The 21,092-nt window shown below is 63.2% G+C and carries 12 protein-coding genes; 11 read left to right on the forward strand and 1 reads right to left on the reverse strand.

Annotated elements, in window-relative coordinates:
• Window positions 1-1,707 carry a 3-oxosteroid 1-dehydrogenase gene (gene kstD, locus AWC31_RS06020; protein WP_085143454.1) on the reverse strand — a complete coding sequence of 569 codons (1,707 nt, stop codon included), beginning with the start codon at window positions 1,705-1,707 and terminating at the stop codon, window positions 1-3.
• 73 nt (window positions 1,708-1,780) lie between these two features.
• Between kstD and AWC31_RS06025 the strand changes: the two genes are divergently transcribed.
• From AWC31_RS06025 to AWC31_RS06075, 11 genes are all read left to right on the forward strand, one after another.
• Window positions 1,781-2,566 carry a 2-keto-4-pentenoate hydratase gene (locus AWC31_RS06025; RefSeq protein WP_085143400.1) on the forward strand — a complete coding sequence of 262 codons (786 nt, stop codon included), beginning with the start codon at window positions 1,781-1,783 and terminating at the stop codon, window positions 2,564-2,566.
• 9 nt (window positions 2,567-2,575) lie between these two features.
• Window positions 2,576-3,505 (forward strand): acetaldehyde dehydrogenase (acetylating), encoded by a 930-nt coding sequence (locus AWC31_RS06030; RefSeq protein WP_085143401.1) that lies wholly within the window; start codon window positions 2,576-2,578, stop codon window positions 3,503-3,505.
• Window positions 3,502-4,557, forward strand: a complete 1,056-nt coding sequence (dmpG, locus tag AWC31_RS06035; RefSeq protein WP_067858477.1) for a 4-hydroxy-2-oxovalerate aldolase — start codon at window positions 3,502-3,504, stop codon at window positions 4,555-4,557. The genes AWC31_RS06030 and dmpG overlap by 4 nt, the downstream gene beginning before the upstream one ends.
• Window positions 4,558-4,635: 78 nt before the next feature.
• Window positions 4,636-5,019, forward strand: a complete 384-nt coding sequence (locus tag AWC31_RS06040; RefSeq protein ID WP_085143402.1) for a heme-binding protein — start codon at window positions 4,636-4,638, stop codon at window positions 5,017-5,019.
• Between the two features lie 161 nt (window positions 5,020-5,180).
• Window positions 5,181-7,256: a RecQ family ATP-dependent DNA helicase gene (locus AWC31_RS06045; RefSeq protein ID WP_085143403.1), complete on the forward strand. Its 2,076-nt coding sequence runs from the start codon at window positions 5,181-5,183 to the stop codon at window positions 7,254-7,256.
• A gap of 389 nt (window positions 7,257-7,645) precedes the next feature.
• Window positions 7,646-8,137, forward strand: coding sequence for an MmpS family transport accessory protein (locus tag AWC31_RS06050; protein WP_084357013.1), 492 nt, complete (start codon window positions 7,646-7,648; stop codon window positions 8,135-8,137).
• Entirely contained in the window at window positions 8,134-11,019 is a 2,886-nt protein-coding gene (locus AWC31_RS06055) for an MMPL/RND family transporter (RefSeq protein WP_085143404.1), read from the forward strand. Before AWC31_RS06050 ends, AWC31_RS06055 begins: the two co-directional genes overlap by 4 nt.
• A gap of 10 nt (window positions 11,020-11,029) precedes the next feature.
• The gene (locus AWC31_RS06060; protein ID WP_085143405.1) at window positions 11,030-13,972 is read left to right on the forward strand and encodes an MMPL/RND family transporter; all 2,943 of its coding nucleotides are present in this window, start codon (window positions 11,030-11,032) and stop codon (window positions 13,970-13,972) included.
• Window positions 13,973-14,131: 159 nt separating this feature from the next.
• On the forward strand, window positions 14,132-14,455 hold the full coding sequence (locus tag AWC31_RS06065; protein WP_084357012.1) for a hemophore-related protein: 324 nt from the start codon (window positions 14,132-14,134) through the stop codon (window positions 14,453-14,455).
• Window positions 14,456-15,214: 759 nt separating this feature from the next.
• Complete coding sequence (locus AWC31_RS06070; protein ID WP_067858605.1) at window positions 15,215-15,433, forward strand: MbtH family protein; 219 nt, start codon at window positions 15,215-15,217, stop codon at window positions 15,431-15,433.
• 56 nt (window positions 15,434-15,489) lie between these two features.
• Window positions 15,490-21,092 (forward strand): non-ribosomal peptide synthetase (locus AWC31_RS06075; RefSeq protein WP_234816737.1); only part of this gene is annotated, 5,603 nt, incomplete at its 3' end.

The following is a 21,092-nucleotide window of genomic DNA, read 5'->3' on the forward strand; positions in this document are numbered from 1 at the left end:
TCAGGCCTCCGTGTTCGATGTGGCCGATCCGGCCGAGGCAAGGTGCAGGGCTGCGAGGTATCCGAATGTCATGGCGGGGCCAATGGTGCCACCCGGACCGGGGTAGGTATGACCCATGACGGGCGAGCTGACGTTGCCCGCCGCGTAGAGACCCTCGATCACCGATTCGTCGTCCCGCAGCGCCCGGCCATGCACGTCGGTGCGGATACCGCCCTTGGTGCCCAGGTCTCCCGGAACCATCTTGGCCGCGTAGAACGGCCCGTTCTTGATCTCGCCGAGGTTCGGGTTGGGCTTGTTGGTCGGATCGCCGTAGTAGCGGTCGTAGGCGCTTTCGCCGCGGTGGAAGTCCTCGTCGACGCCCGACCGGGCGAAGCCGTTGAACCGCTCGACGGTGGCCTTGAAGGCGTCGGCGGGCAGACCGGTCTTGGCGGCCAGCTCGTCCAACGTCGCAGCCTTGACCACGACGCCCGACTCTAGCCACTTCGACGGAATGCGTTGTCCAGGCTGCAATCCCGCGAAGATGTAGCGGTCGCGGTACTGCTGGTCGAAGACCAGCCACGCCGGGATGTTCTCGCCAGGGCCGGGGCCTTGGCCGTATTCGCCGCCGTACATGTGATGGCAGGCCTCGACGTACGGCATCGACTCGTTCATGAACCGGTTGCCGGCCATGTTGACGATGATCGATCCGGGGGAGTTGCGCTCGGACAGCGCGAACCACGGCGCCCCCACCAGCGGAACGGTCGGACCCCACCACGAGTCCTCCATGAGTTCCAGTGCGGCACCCAGCTTTTCGGCGGCCAGGATGCCGTCGCCGGTGTTGGCGACCGCGCCCACCGTCCACTCGGTGGTGATCGGTGCGCGCTGGTACTTGACCCGCATCTGCTCGTTGTGCTCGAACCCACCCGAACCGAGGATCACCCCGCGTCGCGCCCGAATGAGCACGGGCTCAGCGCTTTCCGGCGCCGCGGTGTCACGGACGTAAATGCCACGCACCACGCCGTCCTCGACGTAGAGGTCGGTCATGGCGGTGTTGAGTTGCACCGGAACACCGGCGTCGCGCAGGCCGATGCGCAGTGGCGCGATGAGGGCACGGCCCATACCGACGAGGTTCTTTCCGGTGGCCTGCGCCCACATCGTGCGCGCGCCGACCTTGAGGCTGCGCAGCACCCCGCGGGGATGACGCTTGAGCTGGTTGAGCCGGACGTAGTCCTGCTGCATGACGACGACGTTGAGCGGCACCTTGCCGTACGGCGGTTCGAGGCCCTTCATGTCCGGCCCGAGCTTCTTGGCGTCGAACGGCTTGGGCTCAACGGACCGGCCGGTCGGCTTTCCGCCGGGCGTCTCGGGGTAGTAGTCGGAGTACCCGGGCACCCAGCACAGCTTGAGCGGCGAGTGCTTGAGCACGAACGACAGCATCTCCGGGCCGCGGTCCAGATACGTGTCGATCTTCTCGGCCGGGACGACGTCGCCGATGATCGCGTGCAGGTATTCCCGCGCGGCTTCGGCCGTGTCGGTTACGCCGTCACGCTTGAGAATCTCGTTGTTCGGGATCCACACGCCACCACCGGACCGCGCAGTGGAACCTCCATAGTGCGGAGCCTTTTCTACGACTACTGTCGAGAGGCCCTGGTGGGCAGCGGTGAGGGCGGCGACCATGCCGGCGGCGCCGCTTCCGACCACGACTACGTCGTACTCCTGTCCAGTCATGTAGAACACGTTATAGAATTGGCCGGCGATCCAACAACCGCCCCGGTCAAAGAAGTGAGGGGACTTCACCACAATGCTCAGTGACGAGGTGCGTGCTCAACTGGCTGCCGACCTGGCACAAGCCGAACGCAGCCGGGTGCCGATCACCCCGTTGACCGACGGGAATCCCGGGATCGACGTCGTGGACGCCTACGAGATCCAGCTGATCAACATCCGTCAGCGGGTCGCCGAAGGCGCGCGGGTGATCGGTCACAAGGTCGGCCTGTCCAGCAAGGCCATGCAGGACATGATGGGTGTCGACGAACCGGACTACGGTCACCTGCTCGACGAGATGCAGGTCTATGAAGACAAGCCCGTCAAGTCGTCGAACTACCTGTACCCCCGTGTCGAGGTGGAGGTGGGGTTCATCCTCGCCGACGATCTCCCGGGTGCCGGTTGCACCGAAGAGGACGTGCTGGCGGCGACGGCGGCCTTCGCGCCGGCGATCGAGTTGATCGACACGCGGATCACCAACTGGCAGATCAAGTTGTGCGACACCATCGCCGACAACGCGTCGTCAGCGGGTTGGGTGCTCGGCGAAGCCCGGGTGTCACCGAAGGACGTGGACATCCGCAACATCGACGCGGTTCTGACGAACCACGGCGAGGTGGTGGCCGAGGGGCGTAGCGATGCGGTGCTGGGCAATCCGGTGACCGCGGTGGCCTGGTTGGCCCGCAAGGTCGAAGGGTTCGGTGTCCGCTTGAAGGCCGGTGACATCGTGTTGCCGGGCTCGTGCACACGTGCGATAGATGCACCTCCCGGCAGCGATTTCGTCGCGGACTTCGCCGGGTTAGGTTCAGTACGACTGAGTTTCGAATAAGGAGCCGATATGGCCAACAAAGCCTCCGTCGCGATCGTCGGATCCGGCAACATCAGTACCGATCTGCTCTACAAGCTGCTGCGCTCGGAATGGCTCGAGCCGCGCTGGATGGTCGGGATCGACCCGGAGTCAGAAGGTCTCGCCCGCGCTCGCAAGCTGGGCCTGGAAACCAGTGCCGAGGGCGCCGATTGGTTGTTGGGTCTCGACGAGAAGCCCGACCTCCTGTTCGAGGCCACGAGCGCATACGTGCACCGGGACGCCGCACCGCGATACGCCGAGGCGGGCATTCGCGCGATCGACCTGACGCCGGCCGCGGTCGGGCCCGGCGTCATCCCGCCGGCCAACCTGCGCGCGCACCTCGATGCGCCGAACGTCAACATGGTGACCTGCGGCGGGCAGGCGACGATCCCGATCGTGCACGCGGTGTCGCGTGTGGTGGATGTGCCCTATGCCGAGATCGTGGCTTCGGTGTCGTCGGCTTCGGCCGGCCCGGGGACGCGCGCCAACATCGATGAGTTCACCAAGACCACCAGTGCCGGCGTGCAGAACATCGGCGGGGCTCAGCGCGGTAAGGCGATCATCATCCTCAACCCCGCCGAACCGCCAATGATCATGCGCGACACCATTTTCTGCGCGATTCCCGAGGATGCGGACCACGACGCGATCGCACAGTCGATCAAGGATGTCGTCGCCGAAGTGCAGACCTATGTGCCGGGCTACCGTCTGCTCAACGAGCCGCAGTTCGACGAGCCGTCGGTGGTCAACGGTGGCAACCACCTGGTCACCACGTTCATCGAAGTGGAGGGTGCGGGCGACTACCTGCCGCCCTACGCTGGAAATCTGGACATCATGACCGCCGCGGCGACCAAGGTCGGCGAGGAGATCGCCAAAGAAAAACTCGGAATAAGCCTTTCCGCAGGATCCGGAGCGCAAGCATGACCACCAAAGACATCTTCTTCAACCCCATCTGGGATGTCCGGATGACCGACACGTCGCTGCGCGACGGGTCCCATCACAAGCGTCATCAGTTCACCAAGGACGAAGTCGGCGCGATCGTCGCGGCCTTGGACACGGCGGGTGTCCCGGTCATCGAGGTGACGCACGGCGACGGGCTCGGCGGGTCGAGTTTCAACTACGGCTTCTCGAAAACGCCTGAGCAGGAACTGATCAAGCTCGCCGCGGAGACCGCCAAGGAATCCAAGATCGCCTTCCTGATGCTGCCGGGTGTCGGCACGAAGGAAGACATCAAGGAGGCGCAGAACAACGGCGGCTCGATCTGCCGGATCGCGACGCACTGCACCGAGGCCGACGTATCGATCCAGCACTTCGGGTTGGCCCGCGAGCTCGGCCTGGAGACGGTCGGCTTCCTGATGATGAGCCACACGATCTCGCCCGAGAAGCTCGCCGCGCAGGCCCGCATCATGGCCGACGCGGGCTGCCAGTGCGTCTACGTCGTCGACTCCGCGGGCGCACTGGTCCTGGAAGGCGTCCGCGACCGGGTGGCCGCCTTGGTCGCCGAACTCGGCGACGACGCCCAGGTGGGTTTCCACGGACACGAGAACCTCGGGCTCGGGGTTGCCAACTCCGTCGAGGCCGTGCGTGCCGGGGCCAAGCAGATCGACGGCAGTTGCCGGCGGTTCGGCGCGGGTGCGGGTAACGCCCCCGTCGAAGCCCTGATCGGGGTGTTCGACAAGATCGGCGTCAAGACCGGCATCGATTTCTTCGACATCGCCGACGCGGCAGAAGAGGTCGTCGCGCCCGCGATGCCCGCCGAGTGCCTGCTCGACCGCAACGCACTGATCATGGGCTACTCCGGGGTGTATTCGAGCTTCCTCAAGCACGCGATCCGTCAGTCCGAGCGCTACGGCGTACCGGCGCATCAGCTGCTGCACCGGGCAGGTCAGCGCAAGCTCATCGGCGGCCAAGAAGACCAGCTCATCGACATCGCACTGGAGATCAAACGCGAGCAGGACGCCGCTGCCGCTCGCTAGGGGTGTTTAGCATCGGGGCTTTGCGTTAATCCTCGGGGCGCGATCAACCACGATCGCCGACCGAAGGAGTGAAGTTCGATGAAGAAGATGTCCGCACGCGCAGTCCGTCGTTGCCTGTACGGAATGTGCGCCGGCGGCGTCGTCTCCGCCGCATTCACGCTGCCGATGGCCAACGCCGCACCGGACCAGTGCAGCGAGAGTGGTGTCGCCAGCACCGTCAGCTCGGTTACTGCGTCGACGAGTACGTACCTGACTGCCCATCCCGAGGCGGACCAGGCGCTGTCGGACATCGCCAAGCAGCCTGACGACCAGGCTGACGGGCTCTACCAGGCGTTCTTCGACAAGAACCCGCAAGTTGAGCAGGAACTGAGGACGATCAATCAGCCGGTTGCTGACCTGTCCGCCCAGTGCGGCGTCGAGGTGAATCCGACGCCGGTGTCCGAGGCGCTGCAGGAAGTCTGAGGCCAGCGTGACCAGGTGGCGGCTCCATCCCCCGGGCCGTCATCTGGTTACGTGCTCATCTCCGCGACCCCGAAGTGATCGCTGGTAAGCGAATCACTTGGCGCGCCTGTCAATTTCATGCTGTTTCCTGAAGCGTCGGTGCGACCCGGCAGTATGGTGCCATGGCAACCCGTGAGCAGGCCCAGTCGGTTCTCGAACAGTTGGCCGGGCCGACGGCGACATTGCGCGACGACCAGTGGACGGCCATCGAGGCGTTGGTCGTCGGCCGACGCCAGGCGCTGGTGGTTCAGCGCACCGGGTGGGGCAAGTCAGCGGTGTACTTCATCGCCGCCAAACTGCTTCGCAGCACCGGCCACGGGCCGACTGTGATCGTCTCACCACTGCTGGCGCTCATGCGCAACCAGGTGGCCGCGGCCGAGCGGGCCGGGGTCCGGGCCGCAACGATCAACTCCGGCAATGTCACCGAGTGGGACGCGATCCACCAACGGGTCGCCGACGGCGATCTCGACGTACTGCTGGTGAGTCCGGAGCGCCTGAACAATCCCGATTTCCGCGACAACGTCCTGCCCGCGCTCGCCGCCGATGCGGGTCTGGTCGTCGTCGACGAGGCGCACTGCGTGTCGGACTGGGGTCACGACTTTCGGCCCGACTACCGGCGCATCCGCACGCTCATCGCCGAATTGGGTTCCGGTATACCGGTTTTGGCCACCACTGCGACCGCCAACGACCGCGTCGTGAACGATGTCGCAGCGCAATTGGGCGTCGGCGGCCGCGACACCTTGGTGTTGCGTGGCGGGCTGGACCGGGAATCGTTGCGGCTCTCGGTCGTCAAGGCGGGCAATCCGGCGCAGCGCACCGCTTGGATTGCCGCGCAATTGGATTCATTGCCCGGATCGGGAATCATCTACACGCTCACGGTGGCGCAGGCCCATGACGTCGCCGCGCTGCTGGCCGAGCGTGGACACAAGGTCGCCGCCTACACCGGGTCCACCGACACCGCGGAGCGTGAACAACTCGAAGCAGACCTGCTCGGCAACCGGGTCAAGGCGCTGGTCGCGACCTCGGCGCTCGGGATGGGATTCGACAAACCCGACCTCGGTTTCGTGGTTCATCTCGGTGCGCCGTCCTCGCCGATCGCGTACTACCAGCAGGTCGGCCGAGCGGGCCGGGCGACCGACAGCGCCGAGGTGATCCTGCTGCCCGGCATCGAGGATCAAGACGTGTGGCGATACTTCGCCTCGGTGGCCTTCCCGTCGGAATCGATGGTGCGCAACGTTATTGACGCGCTCGACAGTGACCGGCCACAGTCCACGCCCGCCCTGGAAACCCTCGTGGACTTGAACCGCTCCCGGCTGGAGATGGTGCTCAAAGTGCTCGACGTCGACGGCGCGGTGCGCCGGGTCAAAGGCGGGTGGATCGCGACGGGGGAGCCGTGGGTGTACGACGAGGCCCGTTATCGCGCCCTGGATGAAGCCCGCCGTCGTGAGCAACAGGCCATGCTCGACTACCAGGCGACCGACGTTTGCCGAATGGTGTTCCTGCGCGCTCAACTCGACGACCCGGACCTGCAACCGAGCGAACGCTGTGGGCGGTGCGACAACTGCACTGGTCGTCATTACGAGACCGCAGTCGACGACGCGACGCTCGCGGCGACCACAGAACGCCTGCGACGCCCGGGAATCGTCGTGGCGCCACGTAAACAGTGGCCGTCCGGTCTCGCCAAGCTGGGCCTTGAGTTGTCGGGCCGAATCAGCGACGGGGCCGCTCCCGGGCGGGCCATCGGTAGGTTGACCGACCTCGGCTGGGGTGTTCGGCTGCGGCGCCTGCTGGACGAACCCGACGCCGAGGTGCCCGACGAGGTGATCGGTGCGGCGGTCGCGGTGCTGAAGACCTGGGGTTGGTCGACGCGGCCGGTCGCGGTCATGGGTCTGGACTCGGCGACGCGTCCGAAGCTGATCACCTCGACCGTGCGGCGGTTGGCCGAACTCGGCCGGCTGAAAAACCTCGGGACCATGCGGTACGCACCCGGGCGGCGGCCCGTCACCGCCGCCAACTCGGCCTATCGGGTGGCCGCGCTCGACGGCGCGTGGGAGCGGCCCGACGTCGACGTCGACGGTCCGGTGTTGCTGGTGGACGACGTGACCGACACCGGCTGGACGCTGACGATGGCGGCGCGGCACCTGCGCGGCGCCGGGGCGCCGGAGGTGCTGCCTTTCACACTCGCGACGGTTAGTTGACAGCAAATTGCCAGATGACATGTTTAAGCAGTAATTGGCAAACTTTGCCACCGTAGCTACTGAGGCCGCATTCAACCGTGACAGGCTAGGTATTCACCGAATGTTTTGTTCCTTTTTCGCTAGGCTGTCACCAAGTTGACGTCGGTTGGCCTGCCGCTTCCGATCGTGCCTGGGTGTTGGCTGTGCAGGCTAGTCCGAAGGCGTCGATGAGATGGGCAAATCGCCTTTTCCTGACGCCATCTGCGATGCTCAAGATCAATGCTTGGGTGCAGCAATCCAGCAATCGTCGCAACCTCATATCGTTCCGCCACAAGCACATACAAGGGTTTGGGGCATGGGTTATTCTTCTGCCACTGTTCGGCACCCCGACTGGGTGCCGAACACTCGCGATGGTCATATGGGAGACCGCAGCACATTCGGGGGTGTGGCGGCAGGGGAGGAGTCGTACCATTTTCGGATTGTTCAAGCGCCTGTGGATACCGCTACTCGTGCTGGTGGTGGTGGGTGGCGCTGGGTTCACCGTGTCTCGGCTGCACGGGATCTTCGGTTCCGAGAAGCACACGTCCTACTCCGATACCAGGGCCGACGAATCCGAGACTTACGATCCGAAGCAGATGATCTATGAGGTATTCGGCCCACCGGGAACGGTTGCGAACATCAGTTACTTCGACAAAGACACGGAACCGCAGTACATCACCGGGATCAGCCTGCCCTGGACTTTGCAATTCGACATGGGCAGCACGACTGCAATCGGAAGTCTCATGGCGCAGGGCGACAGCGACAACATCGGCTGCCGCATCATCGTCGACGGCGAAGTAAAGGCCGAGAGAACCTCCAATAACGTAAATGCATTCACGTCTTGTCTCCTGAAGAACGGATGACGGCCGTGCAATCGGACGAGACCAGAACACGGCGGCCGCGAATCGCCTCTTTCATCCGGACCTTTTCGGCCCTGGTCATCATCGGCTGGGTGGCGATCACGGTTCTCGTCACCCTGGGAGTTCCGCCGCTCGAGGTGGTTGAAAGGCAGCATTCGGTCTCGCTCAGTCCGGCGGACGCCCCGTCGGTCAAGGCCGGTGAGCGCATGGGCCGGGTCTTCGAGGAGTCCACCGGCGGCAGTGTGGCCGTCATCGTCTTGGAGGGGCAGGAACCCCTCGGCCCCGATGCGCACAAGTACTACGACGGGCTCGTCGCCGAACTGAAGAAGGATACGAAGCACGTCCAGCACGTGCAGGATTTCTGGGGGGACCCACTAACCGCGGGCGCGGCGGAGAGCCGCGATGGGAAAGCGGTCTTCGTACAGTTGGAGCTGGCCGGCGCGCTCGGGCAGGCCGAGGCGACCGAATCGGTGAAATCCGTTCAAGATCTTGTGAAACGGACTCCGGCACCGGAGGGCGTGACGACCTATGTGACCGGTCCCGCGGCAATCGTCGCGGATATGGGTCTGAGTGGGAACCGGACCGTCCTCCTGATCACGTTGGTCACCATTGGCGTGATTTTCGTGATGCTGCTTCTGCTCTACCGCAAGATCTCGATCGTCCTGATCATCCTGTTCACGGTGTTCATCGAGCTTCAGGTGGCCCGCGGGGTCGTCGCCTTCCTCGGTATGCACGGGCTTGTCGGACTCACCACGTACGTTGTCAACTTGCTTGTGTCAGTGGGTATTGCGGCCGGCACCGACTACGCGATCTTTTTCGCGGGCCGGTACCAGGAGGCGCGGCAGGCCGGCGAAGACCGCGTGGACGCGTATTTCACGTCCTACCGCAGTGTCGCGAAGGTGGTGCTGGCGTCGGGTGTCACGATCGCGGGAGCGATTGCCTGCCTGAGCTTCACCCGATTGCCGTATTTCCAGCCACTGGGCATTCCGGGCGCCATCGGCATCCTGGTCGCAGTGGCCGTCGCGCTGACGCTGGTTCCCGCCTGCATCGCGGCAGGCGCCCGATTCGGCGTCTTCGATCCCAAGCGGCTGGTCGTCACCCGGCGATGGCGGCGAATCGGTACCGCGATAGTCCGTTGGCCGGGCCCGATTCTCGTTGCCACGATGACGATTTCGCTCATCGGGCTACTGACGCTGCCCGGTTACAACCCGAGCTACAACGACCAGAGGTACCTCCCGCAGGACATTCCGGCCAACCAGGGGTTCGCCGCGGCCTCCCGGCATTTCCCGGAATCGTCGATGAGCTCGCCCGATCTGCTGATGGTGGAGTCGGACCACGACATGCGGAATCCGGCGGACCTGTTGGTGCTCAACAGATTGGCCAAGGCGGTGTTCGCCGTGCCCGGGGTCGCGAACGTGCAGTCCGTGACGCGGCCCGAAGGGACACAGATCGCGCACTCGTCGATCCCCTTCATGTTGAGCATGAGCAACGCGAGCAACAAGCTGAGCATGCCGTTCCAACAGCAGCGGATGGAAGATCTGCTGGATCAGGCCGACCAGTTGACCACCATGATCAACGTGATGGAGCGGATGTACGGCCTGATGCGGCAAATGGTCGACACCACGCATCGCCTCGTGGTCACCACCCACGAGGTGGAAGACGCGACGAAGGAAATCCGGGATCACATAGCGGATTTCGATGATTTCTTCAGGCCGATCCGCAACTACTTCTACTGGGAACCGCACTGCTTCAACATCCCGGTGTGCTGGGCGATCAGAGGCGTTTTCGAGTCCATCGACGGGATCGATCAGGTGACCCTCAAGATGGCAGATCTCACCGATGATCTCGATCAACTCGACGTACTGATGCCACAGCTTCTCGAGCAGTTCCCAGCGATGATCGCCAATATGCAGAGCACGCGCACCATGATGCTGACGATGCACAGCACCATGAGCGGCATCATCACCCAGGCTCAAGATGCGAACGAGAACGCGACCGCCATGGGAAAGGCGTTCGACGCATCCAACAACGACGACTCCTTCTATCTATCGCCAGATGCCTTGCAAAATGAGGATTTCAAACGCGTGATGGAAATCTTCATGTCGCCGGACGGCAGGGCAGCACGTCTGCTGATCTCGCAGAAGGGCGATCCGGCAACACCAGAGGGCACGGCTCTCGTCGAGCCGATCAGAACCGCGGCCGAGGAGGCGTTGAAGGGAACTCCGCTCGAGACATCGAATCTGTACATCGCGGGTACGGCCGCTCAGGTGAAGGATCTGATCGACGGAGCGAAAATCGATCTGTTGATTGCCGGCGTCTCGGCGTTGTGCCTGATCTTCCTCATCATGGTGATCATGACGCGAAGCTTCATCGCGGCCTTGGTCATCGTCGGCACGGTGGCGCTGTCGCTGGGAGCGTCCTTCGGTCTGTCGGTCCTGTTGTGGCAGTACATTCTCGGCATCCAGATCAACTGGGTCGTGTTGGCGATGTCCGTAATCGTCCTGCTCGCAGTGGGTTCCGACTACAACCTCTTGTTGGTGTCGAGAATGAAGGAAGAGGTTGGCGCAGGCATCAAAACGGGCATCATTCGCGCGATGGGCGGTACCGGCAAGGTGGTGACGGCCGCGGGCCTGGTGTTCGCGGCCACCATGGGGTCGATGATCGTCAGCGACCTGCTCACGATCGGCCAGGTCGGTACGACGATTGCCCTGGGTCTGCTGTTCGACACGCTTGTGGTGCGTGCCTTCATGACACCATCCATCGCCGCCCTGCTCGGCCGTTGGTTCTGGTGGCCGCGCCAGGTGCGTCCGCGTCCCGCCAGCACCATGTTGCGCCCGGTGGGGCCGCGTCCACTTGTACGTGCATTGATACTGCGTGATGACTAAGCCGGGCCGTATGAGCACCGACAACACTCGGCCGCCCTTCGTCGCCAAGACGATACGCAGGACCTCGCCGATCGTCGTCGTGGCGTGGCTTGCCCTGATCGTCTTCACCACGCTGTCCTCGGTCAATTGGGACTGGCGGTCGGCAATTCCGGCGCTCGAGCACGTCGCGGAGCGGAATTCGGTGTCGCTGATGCCTGCGGACGCACCGTCGACCAAAGCCATGCTGCGCATGGGGCAGGCGTTCGAAGAGTCCGATTCGGACAGCTCCGCGATGATCGTCCTGGAGGGTGACACGGCGCTCGGTGACAATGCCCGCGCGTACTACGCGGGACTGGTCGATGCGCTGCGAAAAGATTCCGAACACGTCACCCATGTGCAGGACCTCTGGGGAGACCGGCTCACCTCGTCGAGCGTGCAGAGTCCCGACGGCAAGGCCGCCTATGTCCAGATCAACCTGGTGGGCAACCAGGGCACGCCATCAGGCGATGAATCCGTCGCTGCCGTACGCGATCTCGTGGATCGGTCCGGGCCACCCGAAGGCGTCAAGGTTTTCGTGACGGGGGCCGCGCCACTGGCGTCGGACATGCAGCACAGCGGTAACGAGTCCATCGTGAAGATCACGATCGCGACGCTCGTGATCATCTTCACGATGCTGCTCATCGTCTACCGTTCAGTCATCACCGTGATCCTGCTGCTGGTGATGGTGGGCTTTGAAGTGGGTGCGGCCCGCGGCGTCGTCGCGTTCCTCGGCGCCCATGAGGTCTTTCTGCTGTCGACGTTCGCAGTCAATATGTTGGTGTTCCTTGCTATCGCGGCAGGAACCGACTACGGCATCTTCTTCTTCGGTCGATATCAGGAAGAGCGTCAAGCCGGGCAGGACCGAGAGGCTGCGTATTACCGCACCTACCAAAGCACGGTGCCGGTCGTGCTGGCATCTGGTCTGACGATCGCCGGCGCCATCTTCTGCCTCAGCTTCACGCGGTTGCCCTATTTCCAGACGATGGGAATCCCTTGTGCCATAGGCATGTTGGTGGCGGTTGCCGCCGCCGTGACATTGGTACCTGCGGGAATCGTCCTAGCCAGCAGCATCGGACTGTTGGATCCCAAGCGCAGACTCAAATCTCGTAGGTGGCGTGGAATCGGCACCGCGATCGCCCGGTGGCCCGCGCCGATCCTCGCCGCGTCCCTCGCGGCGGCCTTCGTCGGCCTGTTCGCGTTGCCGGGATACGAGACGAGCTACAACGACCGTGCCTACATCTCGGCGGACATCCCGGCCAATCAGGGTTTCCTGGCCGCCGAGAGGCACTTCTCGCAGGCGCGGTTGACGCCCGACATCCTGATGATCGAAACAGAACGCGATCTGCGGAATCCCACGGATTTCATCACGCTGAACAAGCTGGCCAAGGCCGTTTTCAAAGTTCAGGGGATCTCTCGAGTACAAGGGATAACCCGGCCGGAAGGCTCGCCGATCGCCAAGACGTCCATCCCGTTTCTGATCAGCCTGCAGAGCGCCGCTCAGGTGCAATCGCGCAAGCTGCAGGACGAACGCAACAAGGACATGTTGAAGCAGGCTCAGGACATGGGCGTCATGATCCAGCTGATGGAAAACCAGCTGAACTTGATGAAGCAGCTGTACGGGATCACCCATCGAATGCTCGGCACCACGAAGGAAATCGAAGACATTTCCTTACAGCTATTGGAACATATCCAAGCATTCGACGATTTCTTCAAACCCATACGCAATTACCTGTACTGGGAACCGCACTGCTATTCCATACCCCTGTGCTGGGCCCTCAGATCGATATACGACACGCTCGACGGAATGGATGTACTAACCGAAAAGTTGTCGAAGCTTGTCAATGACATGGAACAGCTCGACGCGATAGTCCCGCAGTTGATCGCCGAATTTCCGAAGGCAATCGCGGTGATGAAGACCATCCAGACGATGACGTTGAAAAACTACTCGACGATGTCGGGAATGGCGACCCAGCTGGAGGACCAAACTGCCCAAGTCAGCGCCATGGGGCAGGCCTTCGACGCCGCGAAGAACGACGACTCCTTCTTCCTGCCTCCGGAGGTCTTCGACAATCCGGATTTCAAACGGGCCATGGCATCGTTCATATCCCCGGACGGCAAGTCGGCCCGGTTCATCATCTCGCACAACGGCGATCCCGCGACGCCGGAGGGAATTGCTCGGATCGAAAAGGTCAGGCTCGCGGCCGAGGAGGCCCTCAAAGGCACACCGCTGTCGGGAGCGAAGATTTACCTCGCCGGGACCGCGTCAACAGCGAAGGATTGGCGAGACGGCTCGACCACCGACCTGTTGATTGCCGGCATCGCAGCAATCTGTTTGGTCTTCGTCATCATGCTCATAATCACGCGGAGTTTGGTTGCCGCTCTGGTGATCGTCGGAACAGTCGTGCTCTCGTTGGGTGCATCGTTCGGATTGGCCGTTTTGGTCTGGCAGTACATCCTGGGAATCCATCTGCATTGGATGGTGCTGGCGATGTCGGTGATCATTCTGTTGGCGGTCGGATCCGATTACAACCTGCTCTTGGTATCGCGTCTGAAAGAGGAATTGGGGGCCGGCATCCAGACCGGCATCATCCGGGCGATGGGAGGCACCGGCAAAGTCGTGACCACTGCCGGTCTGGTGTTCGCCGCCACCATGGCGTCGATGGCGGTCAGCGATCTGCAAATCATCGGTCAGATCGGCACCACCATCGGGTTGGGACTGTTGTTCGACACCATGATCGTCCGCTCGTTCATGACGCCGTCCATCGCTGCGCTGCTGGGCCGGTGGTTCTGGTGGCCGCAGCGGGTGCGGCCACGGCCGGCGAGCGTCCTGCTCCGGCCGTATGGTCCCCGCCCGCTGGTGCGCGCACTGCTCGGCACGGACCAGCGTCCCGACGACGATGATGCTCCGACAGCAGAGCTTCCAAGGCAGTCCTGACCCGGTCGTCAGTTATATCCAGCGGATATCGCCGACTCGAAAGCTGAACAGTTTATGGCAATGGCGCCAAATGCTTGTCGCCCCTTAAACGAGCGGTTTAGAGTCGCGTTTATCGGGGGATCCAAGTCGGTACTGAAATCGTCGAAAGGATCTGGCGTGATGAGATGGATTCTGACCACAGGAGCCGCAGCCGCCGTCGGCGGCCTTGCATTGTCGCTGACTGCGGGGGCGGGGCTGGCTGCCGCTGACCCGATAGTCGACACGACCTGTAGCTACGAACAGGTAATAGCTGCCGCCAACGCCCAGGGGCCGGCAGCTGCGGCATTTATCCAATCGCCGCAGCAACAGGCGGGTCTGCGTCAGTTCATCGACTCATCGCCGGCTCAGCGTCAGCCGATGGCGGCGAAGATTCGCGCCAATCCGGCAAACGCGGCGTTGTTGCCAACGATCGAGAACGTTTTCAGCTCCTGTAGCAACTTCTGAGGAAGGCAGTGGCCCCGGTATCTGATCTTGATGCCGCGTGAGAGCCGCACAACCTGACGCAGGCTAGCGATATCGATCTGTCAGCCGCGCTGTGGGCGTGGTGCTCAGCAGACCGGCGCCGCAGCCGATATCCAAATCGCTAAGCCTTGCGGCCCAGCATTTTTCGTCGGCCGTCACGTATGGACCACTCGGCCTCGGCCGGGAGCTTCATTGAGCGGGCGTTCGGCTTTCGCCGCAACTTGAGGTCCTCGGCGGCGGCGTGCTCATCGGCGTTGCCCTCTGGCAGCTCACCCGTTCGCCCGGCGCAGCTTTGCCGACGGTGCCCTCCGCGGAACGCTGTTTGCGGCCAAGCGGTGTGTCGTCGTGCGCACTCGGCTCAACGGGCTCGGAAACAAAGCCAGACTAATTCATGTGAAAACGCCAAAGCTGTCCGGTATGGGGTTTACGTGTTTGCCAGTAAATTTATAGCTGATCTGAACACTTTGCTAGATAGGCCCAGACAATGCGACAGTGCGGGTCGATCGATTCTCTACATGGAAGCCCGAGTTGCCAGTTACACCAACGTAAAAATGCAGTCTGGAGGGCGCGACGTGCATTCATTTCTGACGAGGTTTCGGCACCAAGAACCGCGTAACTGCAGGCCACCCAATGATGAGTTGGCAGTTCGCCGAGCACTTCGTCGAAAGCCCGCCGACGCCCTCGGTCTTCAGTAGAGTTCGAACCGATTTACCGCCCATCGATTTGATCTTGGAGAACAAGGTGAGCATTAATCCGTTCGACGATGACAACGGCACCTTCTATGTGCTGATCAACGACGAGGAGCAGCACAGCTTGTGGCCGACGTTCTCGGACGTACCTGCGGGTTGGCGGGTGGTATTCGGAGAGGCCGATCGAGCGGCCTGTCTGGACTACATCGAGAAGAACTGGCCGGACATACGTCCGAAGAGCCTGCGTGATCGGCTCGCGCGCGAGCGCTGACTCGGATCGATACCTGAATTGAAAGGAACCGGGGGTGTTCTTTGAAGACGGAAACGGTGCCGAGTAGCCGTCCGCTTCCGCTGACACGTGCTCAACTGGACGTCTGGCTGGCCCAACAGGCGGCCGGCTCAGGCGACGAGTGGCAGCTCGGTCTTCTGATGAAGATCGACGGCGCGGTGGATCTCGGCGCGCTGGAGTGGGCCGTCAGACGAGTCGTCGGCGAGATCGAACCTGGCAGAGCAACCATCGAGGAGATCGACGGGGAGGTCGCGCAGCGGGTAGTCGACGACCCGGACATCGATCTCGCGTTTCATGATCTGACCAGTTCTGACGACGCGTCGAGTGAAGTGCGCCGGATAGTCTCGTCGATTCAGCGTGCGCCGATGTCACTCTCCGACCCGCTGTTCAGACTCGCGGTGCTGCAAACCCAAGCAGACGAGTTCTACCTGTTCGCGGCCTGCCACCACATCGTCATCGACGGGTTTGCGCTGGCCTTGGCCGGCCAGCGGATCGCGTCGGTGTACACCGCGGTCGTCTCGGGGGCGCCCGTGCCGAGTCCTCTGTTCGGATCGCTGCAAGACCTCGTCGATATCGAGACGGAGTACCAGAACTCAGACGACTATCGCGAAGACGAGGCCTACTGGTTACGAAATCTCCCTGCGGACAATGACTCTGACTGGCGGTCGTCGAGTGCGGCGGCGGACGCCGGAGCGGACGAGCCCTCGGCACCGCTGCCTCTGGATCCCGTCGCGGTCAATCGATGCGACTGGCTTGCGGAGCGGCTGGGCGCGCCGCGGTCGTCCGTTCTCACCGCGGCTTGCGCTCTTCTGGTGCGCCAGTGGACGGCGCAGGCTTCGCAGGTGGTGCTGGACTTCCCGGTGAGCAGGCGAGTCCGGCCCGAGTCCAAGACGCTTCCAGGAATGTTCGCCGGGGTTGTGCCCTTGGTGCTGGACGTCGCACCGACAATGACCGTCGCGGACTTCTGCGGACATGTTGACACGCGGATCAAGGAAGTGGTTCAGCACCAGCGGTTTCCGGTACATGCCTTGGAGCGCAAACAGCGACCGCGAGGGTTGGATCGGTCGGCGGGCCGGGTAGGAGTGAACATCCTGCCGTCGACGCCGGCGTTCTCTTTCGGGGGTGCCACCGCGACGGCGTCGTTTACGAACGTCGGACCGTTAGGCGGGTTCGGGCTCATCTTCTCCACCATCGGAGACGACCTGTTGTTGAGTACGGCGGGTGCCGCGCAGCCATTCGCCGGCCTGGATGTCGGCGACATCGCGTCCGCGCTGGGTCGGATCCTGGCGCAGATGGCCACTGATCCGCAGCAGCAGTTGTCAGCGATCGATGCGCTCGAACCCGGTGATCTTTCCAGGCTCGACTCGATGGGCAACCGGCCGGCTTTGGCTGCGCCGCTTATGCCGACGGCGTCGATCCCCGCCAGTTTTGCGACGTGGGTGGCGGCCACGCCCGACGCGACCGCGATTCGTTTCGATGGACGCTCGGTCAGCTATCGGCAGCTCGATGAAACGTCGAACCGGTTGGCACACAAGCTCGTTGAGTCCGGTGCCCGCGCCGGGCAGCGAGTGGGGCTGCTGTTCAACCGTTCAGCCGACGCGATCGTGTCGATGCTGGCGGTACTGAAGACTGGTGCGGCGTACGTCCCGATCGACCCCGCGCATCCCGACGCGCGTATCGATTTCATGCTCGATGACGCCGCGCCGATCGCGGTGATCACCAATGCCGCGCTTTCGGAGCGCCTGGCGGGCCGAGGCCAGTCGATCGTTTTCGTCGACGACCCGGAGATCGCCGCCTACCCTTCGACACCGCTCGCGGTTGCGTCGGCTGACGATGTTGCGTATGTCATCTACACCTCGGGGACCACCGGTCGTCCCAAAGGCGTTGCCATCACGCATCACAACGTCACACAGATGATGGGCAGGCTGGACGAGACAGAGGTGCCGGTCGGCTCGGGGCAGGTGTGGTCGCAGTGGCATTCCTACAGCTTCGACATCTCGGGCTGGGAGATCTATGCCGCGCTGCTCAATGGTGCTCAGCTGGTGGTGGTCCCGGAATCGGTCGCGCGGTCACCCGAGGATCTGCGCACCCTGCTGATCGACGAGAAGGTCAGCGTGTTGAGCCAGACGCCGTCCGCGGCGGGGATGTTGTCGCCTGACGGCCTGGAGTCGGTGACCCTGCTCGTCGGTGGGGAGGCCTGCCCGCCCGACCTCGTGGATCGGTGGGCGTCGGTACGCACTGTGATCAACGAGTACGGGCCGACCGAGACCACGATGTGGGTATCGACGAGTGAGCGGTTACAGCCCGGGGCGGGCACGGTGCCGATCGGCAAGCCACTGCCGGGGTCGGCCTTGTTCGTCTTGGACGGTTGGTTGCGTCCGGTACCCCCGGGCGTGGTGGGTGACCTGTATGTGGCGGGACACAACGTCGGCGTTGGCTACATGGGCCGGGCCGGCTTGACCGCGTCGCGGTTCCTGGCGTGCCCGTTCGGTGAACCCGGAATGCGGATGTATCGCACGGGCGACCTGGTGCGGTGGGACGACGATGGTCAGTTGGTGTATCTGGGGCGTTCGGACGAGCAGGTCAAGGTTCGGGGCCACCGCATCGAGCTGGGTGAGATCCAGGTAGCCCTCGCAGCACTGGATGGTGTGGAGCAGGCTGCGGTGATCACCCGTGAGGACCGGCCGGGTGATCTTCGGCTGGTGGGGTATGTCACGGGAACCGTCGATCCGGTTGCGGCTCGTGGGTTGTTGGGTGAGCGGTTGCCGGGTTACATGGTGCCGGCTGCGGTGGTGGTGCTTGATTCACTGCCGGTGACGGTCAACGGCAAACTGGACAAGCGGGCACTGCCGGCACCCGAATACCGGGACGACGAATACCGGGCTCCGACGACTCCGACCGAGGATCTGCTGGCCGGAGTTTTCGCTCAGGTGTTGGGATTGGAGCGCGTCGGGGTCGACCAGTCGTTCTTCGACCTCGGTGGTGACTCGCTGATCGCGATGCGGCTGGCCGCCACGCTCAGTGAGGCCGTCAACGTGCAGGTGCCGGTCCGGACACTGTTCGAGAGCCCGACGGTGGCGCAGCTCGCTCCCCGAATCGGCGAGATCACCGATGGAATGGAGCCGTTGGTTCCGGTTGAGCGGCCTGCGGTGGTGCCGTTGTCGTTTGCGCAGAGTCGGTTGTGGTTCTTGGAGCAGTTGCATGGTCCGTCGCCGGTGTACAACATGGCGATTGGGTTGCGGTTGCGGGGTCGGCTCGATGTCGAGGCGTTGAAATCCGCGCTGGGCGATGTGGTGGCGCGTCACGAGACTCTGCGGACGCTGTACGTGGCGACCGATGGTGTTCCGCAACAGTTGGTCTTGCCGCCTGACGCCGCCGAATTCGGTTGGCAGTCAATCGATGCAACCGGCTGGACGGCTGCCGAAATTGACCGTGCCAGCGATGAAGCCGCCGGCCACGAGTTCGACCTGACCACCGAAACACCCTTGTTCGCAACGCTTCTGCAACTCGGCGAACAAGAGTTTGTGTTGGTGGGGGTGGTGCATCATATTGCGGCTGATGGGTGGTCGGTGACGCCGTTGGTGGCTGATTTGGCTCGGGCGTATCGGGCTCGGGTGTCTGGTGGGGTGCCGGGGTGGTCGCCGTTGCCGGTGCAGTATGTGGATTACACGTTGTGGCAGCGTGCGCAGCTGGGTGATTTGGATGATGCTGCGAGTCGTATTGGTGTGCAGTTGGCGTTTTGGCGTGATGCGTTGGCGGGGTTGCCTGAGCAGTTGGAGTTGCCGACTGATCGGCCGTATCCGTTGGTGGCGGATTATCGCGGGGCCAGTGTGGCGGTGGACTGGCCGGCTGACCTACAGCGGAGTATCCGCGAGATTGCCCGCGAGCACCGCGCGACGGCATTCATGGTCGTCGAAGCTGCCCTCGGGGTGTTGCTGTCGAAACTGAGTGCCACCAGTGATGTGGCGCTGGGCTTCTCGATCGCTGGGCGTAATGATCCCGCGCTTGATGAGTTGGTGGGTTTTTTCGTCAACACGTTGGTTCTTCGTGCTGATTTGTCGGGTGATCCGACGTTTGTGGAGTTGTTGGGTCAGGTGCGGGCGCGGAGTTTGGCGGCGTTCGATCATCAGGATGTGCCGTTTGAGGTGTTGGTGGATCGGCTCAATGTGGGTCGGTCGATGTCTCGCCATCCGTTGGTGCAGGTGTTGTTGGCGTGGCAGAACTTTGACGGTCAGGGTGCGGGGGGTGTTGCTGGCGGCCTGTCGTTGGGTGATGTGGAGGTGAGCCCGCTGCCGGTGCAGACCCACACCGCGCGGATGGATTTGTCGTTTTCGCTTGGTGAGCGTTGGACGGCGGATGGTCAGCCTGCTGGGATCGGTGGTGCGGTGGAGTTCCGTACCGATGTGTTCGATGCGGCCACGATCGAGCGGTTGGTGGCACGCCTGGAACGAGTCCTCTCGACGGTGACCGCTGAACCGGCGCAGCGGATCTCGCACATCGATGTGGTGACCGCCGATGAACATGCTCACCTCAATGGCCACGGAAACGTCGGGGTTCTGACCGCACCCGCGCCGAGTTTGTCCTCGATTCCGGTGTTGTTTGGTGGGCAGGTGGCGCGGTGCCCGGATGCGGTGGCGTTGGTTTCGGATGGGCGTTCGGTTACGTACCGGGAGTTGGACGAGGCGTCGAATCGGTTGGCGCATCTGCTCGTCGGCCACGGTGCCGGCCCGGGACGCCGTGTTGCGGTGTTGTTTTCGCGGTCTGTTGAGGCGATTGTGGCGATTTTGGGGGTGCTGAAGACGGGTGCGGCGTATGTGCCGATCGATCCGGCGCATCCTGACGCGCGGGTTGGGTTTGTGTTGGGGGATGCGGCGCCGGTGGCGGTGGTGACGACTGCTCAGTTGCGGCCTCGTGTGGAGGGTTATGACCTGTTGGTGGTCGAGGTTGATGATGCTCGTTTGGGGGATCAGCCGAGTGGTGCTTTGCCGGTGCCGGCGGCCGATGACATCGCTTATGTGATTTACACGTCGGGGACGACGGGTGTGCCCAAAGGTGTTGCGGTGCCGCACCGTAATGTGGTTGAGCTGCTGGAAACGCTTGGTGCGGAAGTGGATTCGGCTGGGCAGGTGTGGACGCTGGCGCATTCGTTGGCGTTTGACTATTCGGTGTGGGAGATCTGGGGGCCGTTGCTTGGCGGTGGCCGGTTGGTGATCGTGCCGGAGTCGGTGACGCGGTCGCCCGAGGAGTTCCTCGCGGTTCTGGTTGCCGAGCAGGTGGATGTGTTGAGTCAGACGCCTTCGGCGTTCTATGCGTTGCAGACTGCCGAGGAACTGTCGCCGGAGCTGGGGCAGCGGCTGAAGTTGCAGACGGTGATCTTTGGTGGGGAAGCTCTTGAGCCCCAGCGTATTCGTCCTTGGTTGGAGCGGCATTCGGGGTTGCCGCGGATGATCAACATGTATGGCATCACCGAGACCACGGTGCATGCGTCGTTTCGTGAGGTCGTCGCGTCCGATTGCGAGCGCAGCGTAAGCCCGATCGGGGTGCCGTTGGGGCACTTGAGCTTCTTTGTGCTCGATCGTCACTTGCGGCCGGTTCCGCCGGGTGTGGTGGGTGAGTTGTATGTGGCTGGTGGTGGTTTGGC

Origin of the sequence: Mycolicibacterium wolinskyi, from assembly GCF_002101965.1 — a bacterium.
Taxonomy (GTDB): domain Bacteria; phylum Actinomycetota; class Actinomycetes; order Mycobacteriales; family Mycobacteriaceae; genus Mycobacterium; species Mycobacterium wolinskyi.

Coding starts and splice junctions, on each gene's coding strand:
- kstD (WP_085143454.1), bottom strand. CDS start 1,707: ATGACTGGACAGGAGTACGACGTAGTCGTGGTCGGAAGCGGCGCCGCC.
- AWC31_RS06025 (WP_085143400.1), top strand. CDS start 1,781: ATGCTCAGTGACGAGGTGCGTGCTCAACTGGCTGCCGACCTGGCACAA.
- AWC31_RS06030 (WP_085143401.1), top strand. CDS start 2,576: ATGGCCAACAAAGCCTCCGTCGCGATCGTCGGATCCGGCAACATCAGT.
- dmpG (WP_067858477.1), top strand. CDS start 3,502: ATGACCACCAAAGACATCTTCTTCAACCCCATCTGGGATGTCCGGATG.
- AWC31_RS06040 (WP_085143402.1), top strand. CDS start 4,636: ATGAAGAAGATGTCCGCACGCGCAGTCCGTCGTTGCCTGTACGGAATG.
- AWC31_RS06045 (WP_085143403.1), top strand. CDS start 5,181: ATGGCAACCCGTGAGCAGGCCCAGTCGGTTCTCGAACAGTTGGCCGGG.
- AWC31_RS06050 (WP_084357013.1), top strand. CDS start 7,646: ATGGTCATATGGGAGACCGCAGCACATTCGGGGGTGTGGCGGCAGGGG.
- AWC31_RS06055 (WP_085143404.1), top strand. CDS start 8,134: ATGACGGCCGTGCAATCGGACGAGACCAGAACACGGCGGCCGCGAATC.
- AWC31_RS06060 (WP_085143405.1), top strand. CDS start 11,030: ATGAGCACCGACAACACTCGGCCGCCCTTCGTCGCCAAGACGATACGC.
- AWC31_RS06065 (WP_084357012.1), top strand. CDS start 14,132: ATGAGATGGATTCTGACCACAGGAGCCGCAGCCGCCGTCGGCGGCCTT.